General features: G+C 56.0%; 11 protein-coding genes. 1 reads left to right on the top strand and 10 read right to left on the bottom strand.

All coding sequences use genetic code 11. The annotated features are described in order from the left end of the window. Window positions 1-60 precede the first annotated feature (60 nt). A complete protein-coding gene (locus J7M22_03035) occupies window positions 61-1,704 on the top strand; it encodes a thiamine pyrophosphate-binding protein (protein MCD6505579.1) in 1,644 nt (547 codons plus the stop codon). 127 nt (window positions 1,705-1,831) lie between these two features. Here the strand turns inward: J7M22_03035 and J7M22_03040 are convergent, their stop codons facing one another. From J7M22_03040 to J7M22_03085, 10 genes are all read right to left on the bottom strand, one after another. Next, window positions 1,832-2,344, bottom strand: coding sequence for a nucleotidyltransferase domain-containing protein (locus J7M22_03040; GenBank protein ID MCD6505580.1), 513 nt, complete (start codon window positions 2,342-2,344; stop codon window positions 1,832-1,834). Window positions 2,345-2,711: 367 nt separating this feature from the next. After that, on the bottom strand, window positions 2,712-3,758 hold the full coding sequence (locus J7M22_03045; GenBank protein ID MCD6505581.1) for a hypothetical protein: 1,047 nt from the start codon (window positions 3,756-3,758) through the stop codon (window positions 2,712-2,714). Window positions 3,759-3,786: 28 nt separating this feature from the next. Continuing rightward, a complete protein-coding gene (locus tag J7M22_03050) occupies window positions 3,787-4,077 on the bottom strand; it encodes an adenylyl-sulfate kinase (GenBank protein MCD6505582.1) in 291 nt (96 codons plus the stop codon). Between the two features lie 18 nt (window positions 4,078-4,095). Further along, window positions 4,096-4,272 carry an ATP-binding cassette domain-containing protein gene (locus J7M22_03055; protein MCD6505583.1) on the bottom strand — a complete coding sequence of 59 codons (177 nt, stop codon included), beginning with the start codon at window positions 4,270-4,272 and terminating at the stop codon, window positions 4,096-4,098. Between the two features lie 79 nt (window positions 4,273-4,351). Continuing rightward, window positions 4,352-5,056, bottom strand: a complete 705-nt coding sequence (locus tag J7M22_03060) for a Uma2 family endonuclease (GenBank protein ID MCD6505584.1) — start codon at window positions 5,054-5,056, stop codon at window positions 4,352-4,354. 237 nt (window positions 5,057-5,293) lie between these two features. Then, the gene (locus tag J7M22_03065; protein MCD6505585.1) at window positions 5,294-5,767 is read right to left on the bottom strand and encodes a hypothetical protein; all 474 of its coding nucleotides are present in this window, start codon (window positions 5,765-5,767) and stop codon (window positions 5,294-5,296) included. 6 nt (window positions 5,768-5,773) lie between these two features. Then, the gene (locus tag J7M22_03070) at window positions 5,774-6,271 is read right to left on the bottom strand and encodes a transcription/translation regulatory transformer protein RfaH (protein ID MCD6505586.1); all 498 of its coding nucleotides are present in this window, start codon (window positions 6,269-6,271) and stop codon (window positions 5,774-5,776) included. Window positions 6,272-6,330: 59 nt separating this feature from the next. Continuing rightward, complete coding sequence (locus J7M22_03075; GenBank protein ID MCD6505587.1) at window positions 6,331-6,738, bottom strand: response regulator; 408 nt, start codon at window positions 6,736-6,738, stop codon at window positions 6,331-6,333. A gap of 210 nt (window positions 6,739-6,948) precedes the next feature. Next, complete coding sequence (locus tag J7M22_03080; GenBank protein ID MCD6505588.1) at window positions 6,949-7,605, bottom strand: sigma 54-interacting transcriptional regulator; 657 nt, start codon at window positions 7,603-7,605, stop codon at window positions 6,949-6,951. Then, a complete protein-coding gene (locus tag J7M22_03085; GenBank protein ID MCD6505589.1) occupies window positions 7,548-7,904 on the bottom strand; it encodes a sigma 54-interacting transcriptional regulator in 357 nt (118 codons plus the stop codon). Before J7M22_03085 ends, J7M22_03080 begins: the two co-directional genes overlap by 58 nt. Window positions 7,905-8,179: the final 275 nt, after the last annotated feature.

The following is an 8,179-nucleotide window of genomic DNA, read 5'->3' on the forward strand; positions in this document are numbered from 1 at the left end:
CCTATGCTGAAGGAATTGAGATGAGGGAATATAACGCATATAAGGTCAGGAGGTATGGATATGAACGGAGCTCAGCTTCTGGTTAAGAGATTGAAGGAGATGGGGGTGGAACATGTCTTCACCCTCTGCGGCAATGGGTTAAATCCGTTTTATGAGGCGTGTCTGGACCTCGGGGTGAAACTGATCGACGTCCGTAACGAGCAGGCGGCCGCGTATATGGCCGATGTATGGAGCAGGATGACCAGGAAACTCGGCGTGGTGGCCGTCAGCAGCGGGCCGGGCCACACCAACGCCGTGACAGGAGTGGCGAACTCCTTCTGGGACGGCGGCCCGATGATGCTCATAAGCGGCTGTAGCCCGCTTTCAACCCGCGGCGCGGATCACTTCCAGGAGTTGGATCAGGCCGCTATCGTCTCGCCGATCACCAAATACTCCGCCCTTATCTCACACGTCAACGCGCTGGAGCCGACCCTGAACACGGCGATCGCACATGCCATAGGAAACCGTCCCGGCCCGGTACACCTCACGGTGCCCGTCGACGTGCTGGCGGCGGAGGTGGATGAGGGGAAACTTCCCAGGTCCCGCCCTCCCTTCAAGGCTGAGGTGAGGCAGTTCTGTCAGGGCGATCCGGATCTCATAAGGGATGCGGTGAAGCTTCTGGCATCGGCCAAAAGGCCCTTCATGATCGTCGGCAGCGGCGCCTTTTATGCCGACGCGGGCGAGGAGGTGGTGGAGTTCGCAAAGCTCACGAACATACCCGTTCTATCACACCTGTGGGATAGAGGATGCATAAACTCGGCCATCCCGCAATATGTGGGCGTAACCAACCTGGAACATATCGGCGGGCTGGGGATGCTCCGCAAGGCCGATGTGATCCTGGCGGTGGGAGCCAGATTCGACTACAGGCTCTCCTACGGCGGACCGCCCGTCTGTCCCGAGGATTATAGGCTCATCAGGGTGGAGCTGGACGGGACGGAGCTGCGAAGGGTTACGCTGCCGGATGTGGGCATACAGGGAGACCCAAAGTCGGTGCTGAGGGCGATGATCGAGGAGGCAAAGGGGATCGAATGGAGTAACGAGGAGTGGCTGGAGGAGGTCAGAGGCGAACATCTGAGCCTTATGGAGGAGTGGAAGGATCGGGGATGGGAGAAGGTTGTGCCGTTGCCTTCGATCCGGATATGCAGGGAGCTGAAGAGGTTTCTGGATCAGGAGGTCACGTTCCTTCTCGACGGCGGCAACATCGGCAGATGGGCACATGCCTTCCTTTTCGATAGACACCCTGAGCACTGGCTCACCTGCGGCATAAGCGGGGTGGTCGGATGGGGCATCCCCGGAGCGGTGGCAGCCAAGATGGCGAGGCCCGATCATCCGGTGCTGCTTTTGAGCGGGGACGGTGCCGCGGGGTTCACGCTGGCGGATATAGAGACGGCGCTCAGGTTCAACACCCCGTATGTGGCCGTCGTGGCCTGCGATAACGCGTGGGGTATAGTCGCCGACGGACAGCCCACTGACAGAAGGGCCGCCTGTCTCTTAGGCGAGATAAGGTTCGATAAGGTCGCACAGGCGCTCGGAGCCAGAGGGGTCTACATAGATGATCCGGATAAGCTCGGCCCGGCCATCGAGGAGGGGCTGAACCTGGATACGGTGACGGTCATCCACGTCCCGACCCAGCTTGGAGGGGTGAAGAAGGAGAAACTTCTGTGAGCTTCCGATACGCCTCGCGCAGGGCGCTTGCTTGACTGTAGAAGCAGGCTGTGGGTGGTGCCCCGCCGATCGTAACGTGCGCACTACCTCAAGGTCCGCGTGGGCCTGCTGGAGCCAGCGGCGCGCTTCAACTCGGCGAGCGTTCATACAGCGTCACCCCCTCCCGCTTAATCGCCCAGGCGAGGCCGGTTTCGCCCATGCGGTCAAACTCCTCGGGCGTATACACCAGAATATCCATCGCATGAGCCAACTTCACAAGATAGGGCACCATATCACGCAATCTTTCCAAGAAAGGGCGGTCGGTGCGCTTGATGACCACCAAGTCATAATCGCTATGCTCGTCCGCATCTCCTCGTGCCCGTGAGCCGAAGAGGACGATCCGCTCCGGCTCTAATGATGCCCACGACTTCGCCACGTTTGACCAGTTCGCGCCTCGGGGCATGGTGCCATCAACGATGGTGGCAATCAATTCGAAGAGCCGCTCCAACCCTGCGTAGAAGCCATGTAGGCTCAACGCCACGCTGTCCAGGTAAAAGTCATCACCTGACCGCTGTGCCCGGCGCCATCCTTCCTGCGCACATTCGACCAATCGGTCCAGTTCAGCGAGTTCGCTACGGATCCGCTCCCCCAGCTTAAGCAATGCCCTCGCGTTCGATGAATTGACGCACCGCCGGCCGACAACCTTCCAGATCCACCAGGTCCACCTCGAATTCAGAGTTGATACCGGTGACGGCGGCCACTGCCCGGTAGAATTGATCGGGCGGGATTCCCCAGGCAGCCAGGTCTATATCTGACCACGAGCTAAACCAGGCACGGTGGGCAAGCGAGCCGAAGGCGACCACTCGCGTAGCTCCTCAACATCAAGCAGGTAAGCACATGTTTTCAAATCAAGGGCTAAGGTCATCACTACCGATTCCTCCATCAGAGGTTGATTTAATATCGTGATTTATTATACCACATGGTGATGCCTAAAACCCAACACCTGACACCCCGATTCACCAAATCGCCTAACCCACCACACGTCCGTCTATCACCTGACGCACCCCTCTCTGGGAGGCCAACCTGGCTGCGTCTTCCATGATCCCCTTGCCCGCCACAACCGGAATAGCCCGAAGACCGAGCTTTCCCAGGATCTCCGCCCTCCTCAATGCCCTCTCAACATCATACCTTCCCACGCCCCAGGAGACCTCCACGACCAGATACACCTCCGTTCTGTCCTCCCACAGTCTTCCTCTCACAACCGCATCCGTCAAGGCTATCTCCTCGGCCTCCTCTCTGGATAGGACTCCCTCATTCATCCCTCTGTCGATCAGGTCCACAAGCTCGTCGGAGGAGAGGGTATGTGCTCGTCTTATGAGGCGTCCGAAGTAGGCGAAGGGTCTTTCCCTGTATCGTCTTTCCAGCGCATCACCTTTGAGCTCGGCGACGTCTATTGCCAGGGAGCGGAGAGTCTCCTCAGTTTTCCTCTGGGCTTCAGCTAGAGCGTCCACACGGGCCGTCAGGGCATTCAACCTCTCCTCTGTTCTGCGCTGCGCCTCTGCCAGGGCGTCCACACGGGCCGTCAGGGCATTCAGCCTCTCCTCTGTTCTGCGCTGCGCCTCTGCCAGGGCGTCCACGCGGGCCGTCAGGGTATTCAGCCTCTCTTCAGTTCTGCGCTGCGCCTCTGCCAGGGCGTCCACGCGGGCCGTCAGGGCATTCAACCTCTCCTCTGTTCTGCGCTGCGCCTCTGCCAGGGCGTCCACACGGGCCGTCAGGGTATTCAGCCTCTCCTCTGTTCTGCGCTGCGCCTCTGCCAGGGCGTCCACGCGGGCCGTCAGGGTATTCAGCCTCTCCTCTGTTCTGCGCTGTGCCTCTGCCAGGGCGTCCACGCGGGCCGTCAGGGTATTCAGCCTCTCCTCTGTTCTGCGTTGTGCTTCCACCAGCTCCCGAACTATCTCCGGAAGCTTCAGAAGCTCATCTGTCAGCACCACACGGCGCAGCTCCGCCTTCCATTCGGGATTCTCCTCTAGGATCCTTATGAAGTCGTGAAACTCCCTCACCGTAAAGGTCTTCACCTTAATTCACCCCATAACAGGATCGCTCTTATTCCCCATCCAGCAGGGTCACCTGGCGGCCGTATTCCATAAGCCGCTCCACGAGAATCTCCGCAATTGTGGATTTGCCCGAACAGGGCAGCCCGGTGAACCAGACACAGAAACCCTGTTCATGACGAGGACGATACGACCTCGCCAGGATCTCCGCCACCTCAGGCCTGACGAGCCATCCCGGGAGCCTCTCCCCCTCCATGAGGTGATTTCGCATCTGCGTGCCGGATAATCGGATAAACTCCATCTCCTCCGGAACCTTCTCCACATCTGTGTTATATATGCTCATGCTTTGGGCATCTTTTGCCTAAGACATGATCGTGAGTAGCGTGGTCTTGCCGGCGCCGTTGCGGCCAATGATGCCCACGACTTCGCCCCGTTTGACCTCGAAGGAGACGTCGCGGAGAGCCCAGATGTAGTTGTCAGGACCGGGGACCGGGTTTCCCGTTTCCTGTCCTCCGTCCTTCGTCTTCCATCCAACCAATTTCGTAAAGCCTGTATGACTGCATGACCACGGATTACGTGACCCATGGTCCTAATGAAGCATCTACGCTTGGGAGCCCTCAAATCAGACCCAACTCGCGCAATACATCCAGCACCGGTGGCAGAGGCTCCTGCCACAGCCATTTCACGCGCAACCTGAAGTTGGGCAGCACCACTGAACGATAGATCCCCTCTGCATCAGGCGGCACAAGCTGATATTGACCTGTCGCCGTTAGTTGATAGAACTCTGCCCTCTTCGTTTGGGGATCAATCAGCCAATACTCTGGGATGCCAGCCCGCTCGTACTCATAGAACTTTTCCCCCCGGTCTCGCCCTGCGCTCTCCGGGGAGACGATCTCCACTACCAAGTCGGCCGGGCCATCCAAGTGTGTCTCCTTCAACCGCTCCAGATGCTCCCGGGCCACAAAGAGCAGGTCTGGTTCCCGTCCATGCTCCAACTTCATCTGAAACGGCGCAGGACGAATCACGCCCAGGCCATATGCCTCTACGTAAATACCCAGCACGGATGTCAAGAACCGTACCAGGTCTTGATGTCGGTCCGAGGCAGGAGTGTACGTCACCACTTCCCCATTCACCCACTCGGCCAGTGTGTCCTCGTCGGCCCATTTCAGGAACTCCTCGTAAGTCATCTTTCTGGAGGGCTGACGGGGGATCTCCCCTATCGCCTCCCTCAGCCGTCGGCGCAGTTCTGGGTGTTCCTCGATCCAATCCGGCAGTCGCTCTATGACCAGCCTTTTCACTTCCGTTGCCAGCGGTACCCTCATCGCATACCCCCCGTCGCGTCAGTCATAGCAGCACCCACCACATGACCCTCTATTCTTCCTAAATAACAGGATTGATCCACCCGTGATTTTATCAATAAGGTGAGGGGGAAGTCAAGTATGAGACTACGGACTGCAGATGTAGTCATTAAGTCATTTGGCTTCGCCGTCATTAGAACGTTTAACGTTCCAACGTTCAACGTTTTAACGTTTTCCAATCGGCTTCGCCGTCATTAATGACTACAAATGACTATCAATGACGACAAATCTAGCTACCTGACAGTTTTGGAGATGAGGTAGAGGTTGAAAGTCACAGCGCATAAAAGGGATAATACAGGAAAATCCCTTCAGGAGGTGTGCTGTGACGATGATGTCCTTTCTCAGCTCTTTCAGATCAGTTTGAATTCCACAGCTTTTCAGCTTTTCGATGACGCTATCGAGGACCAGCCTGCTTGTTATCATGAGCCTCTGGTTTTCGATGGATGTGGGTGAGGGGGTGGTCGGCGATGATAGCTCCAGCAGCGAGAGGGCAGGGCTTGGGGTTACCTCCCGCATCAGTATGGCTTTAGCCTCGTAGACGGGGGTGGCTCTGCGGAGCCAGAAGAGGGTTGAGGCAAGCACTGAGAGGAGGGCGAAGATGATGACCCATCTACGAACCAGGATTATCCTTATGTATTCCCTCAGGTCTGTTGTCTGTGGGTTTGTCTGAGGCATTTGATCTCACCTGGAATCCAGAAGTTCTCCCTCCAAGGTGACCTTAACCTGTCTGCCCATAAGGGAGAGCAGGATGATCACCCTCTCGCCGTCCTTGAGATCTTCGAGAAAGATCCCCTCGAGTCCTCTGAGCGGGCCGTCGATGATCCTGACCGGGTCGCCTTCCTTTGGTTCGGAGGGGAGTTTCCCCAGACGCACCAGACCTCTCTCGTCCTGACGGCCTTTTATCTCCTCGATCACCCTTTGAGGAACGGGGGTTGGCCTCCCGTTTTCATGGAAGCTCACGATCCGAACTACCCCGCGGGCATAGCGGATAGAGGGCCATGAAGGGTCACCTTCCGGATCGAATCGGACGAAAAGGTAACGGGGGAACAGGGGTCTCTCCATCCCCATCCTTTCGTATCGCGGGAGGAAGGTCTCGAACCCCATCCGATTTATGTTATCCTCCGCCCACCACTCCTTTTTCGGTTTCGTATAGACAACGAACCACCGTTTCATCTTCATCCGGACAGGCTACCGCCGTATGAAAGGGAACGCCTTTCAGGATTTCCGAATCATTATTTTCAGTAAAGCTCTGATAGAGCGAAGCTTTTCTCCCTGAGATATTTGCGCCTCGCCCTTAAAGCTATTTTTATAACCCTGTAGAGCGTGCTCGGCTTTTCAAGCGGAAGAACGTAGTAGTAGAGGACCCCGATCGTCCTTACCTCTCTCTCAAGCTCCGGCGATGTCTCCTTGACGAGAGCGATTATCGGGGTATAAGGGGCTATCTCCTTGGCCATCCTCACAGCCTCTGCTCCGGAGACGTCTGGAAGGTCGAGGCTCAGGACTGAGACGTCGATATCCCCCGAGGCCATCCTTTTCAGGGCCGGTCTGAAAAACAGTATGATCTCGACGCTGAACCCCTCATCGACGAGCTTTTCCACCACATCGGCCGCTATCTCGGAGTTGTGGTTGACGATGAGAATTTTCACCTCAAGATTCCTCCTCGAGTTTCCGATAATCTATATGGCATGAAGTGTGCCAGATCCGGAAAGTCAGGAATTACGGGGGTTTGGAGGGAAAGGCGTAAAAATTTTTTGACCCGAAATCGGGAGAACTCAGAGTTCATGCGGGTTTTCCGTAAAATCCCGATTTTACAGGGGTTTGCGGGGATCCGCGTAAAAATTTTTTGACCGATCGGCTCAGGGTGCCGTCCTTTCTGGGGAGAGCTTTTTGACCTTATAGAGCAGGCTTTGTCTGCTTATGCCGAGGAGTTTTGCCGCCTTGCTTTTACTCTCCTCCGCTTTTCTCAGGGCGCTTTCAATCAAAAGCCTCTCATATTCGTTCAAAAAGAACTTGAGGGATACCTTTCTATTCTCGGATCTTCTCCCTGTGAGGTGGAAATCCCCTGAGATATTCTCGGGGATGCTCTCAAGGGTTATCGTCTCCCCCTCAGAGAGGATGACGGCGCTTTCCAGGCAGTTTTTGAGCTCCCTGACGTTCCCCGGCCAGTCGTATTCCATGAAGGCGGCCATGACGTCGGGTGTGATGAGTTTCGGGCAGTTGAGCTCCTTCATGAAATGCCTCACAAGCACGGGTATATCCTCTTTTCTCTCTCTCAAAGGTGGAATTGCGATAACGGCCTTTCTGAGCCTGTAGTAGAGGTCTTCTCTGAACTCCCCCCTCCTGACCATCTCATCGATATCCCTGTTTGTGCTCGCTATCACCCTCACGTCGATCCTCTCATAGCTCCTCGATCCCACTTTCCTCACGCTTCTCTCCTCAAGAAACCGCAGGAGCTTCACCTGAAGTTCCAGGCTGAGCTCCGGCTGAGCTCCCCTATCTCGTCGAAAAAGCATATCCCTCCGTCCGCGGTTTGAACCAGACCTTCCTTTGTGGAGATAGCGCCTGTGAAGGAACCCTTAACGTGTCCGAACAGCTCCTCCTCCGCTAGGGTTTTGGGTAGAAGGCCGCAGTCTATCGGGATAAACGGTTTCGCCGACCTTCTGCTCATCCTGTGGATGGTCTTTGCCACGAGCTCTTTACCGACGCCGGTCTCTCCGAGGATCAGAACGTCGATATCGGATCCTGCCATCTTCCTTACCATATCACGCGTTTCCCTTATCGCCTCACTCACCCCTATGATCTCATCGATCATATCTCGCCTCCCAAGATCATATTTTTCGCTTTTAAAAGATGAAAACGGAAAGGGGAATCGGCCTCGAACTATATCAGAAATCCCTTCTCGTTGTCACCATCAATTCAGCTGTCACGCCTAACCATCGGTCAACCCGAGTTAGATCCTTTGGTTAAAATATCTAACTGGACTTAGTTTAGCATAAACCAAGGGGGAAATCAAGTAAGGGCGAGGCATTCTTCTTGAATGCCTCGTCCCTACTTTTTCACCACCACGAAAAGCGCCCCTTTGCCCCG

The organism is Candidatus Poribacteria bacterium, assembly GCA_021162805.1.
Lineage (GTDB): Bacteria > Poribacteria > WGA-4E > B28-G17 > B28-G17 > JAGGXZ01.

Bases quoted from the DNA above. Each gene is read 5' to 3' on its own strand.
- J7M22_03035 (MCD6505579.1), top strand. From the start codon at position 61: ATGAACGGAGCTCAGCTTCTGGTTAAGAGATTGAAGGAGATGGGGGTG.
- J7M22_03050 (MCD6505582.1), bottom strand. From the start codon at position 4,077: ATGAGCATATATAACACAGATGTGGAGAAGGTTCCGGAGGAGATGGAG.
- J7M22_03060 (MCD6505584.1), bottom strand. From the start codon at position 5,056: ATGAGGGTACCGCTGGCAACGGAAGTGAAAAGGCTGGTCATAGAGCGA.
- J7M22_03065 (MCD6505585.1), bottom strand. From the start codon at position 5,767: ATGCCTCAGACAAACCCACAGACAACAGACCTGAGGGAATACATAAGG.
- J7M22_03070 (MCD6505586.1), bottom strand. From the start codon at position 6,271: ATGAAGATGAAACGGTGGTTCGTTGTCTATACGAAACCGAAAAAGGAG.
- J7M22_03080 (MCD6505588.1), bottom strand. From the start codon at position 7,605: ATGCTTTTTCGACGAGATAGGGGAGCTCAGCCGGAGCTCAGCCTGGAA.
- J7M22_03085 (MCD6505589.1), bottom strand. From the start codon at position 7,904: ATGATCGATGAGATCATAGGGGTGAGTGAGGCGATAAGGGAAACGCGT.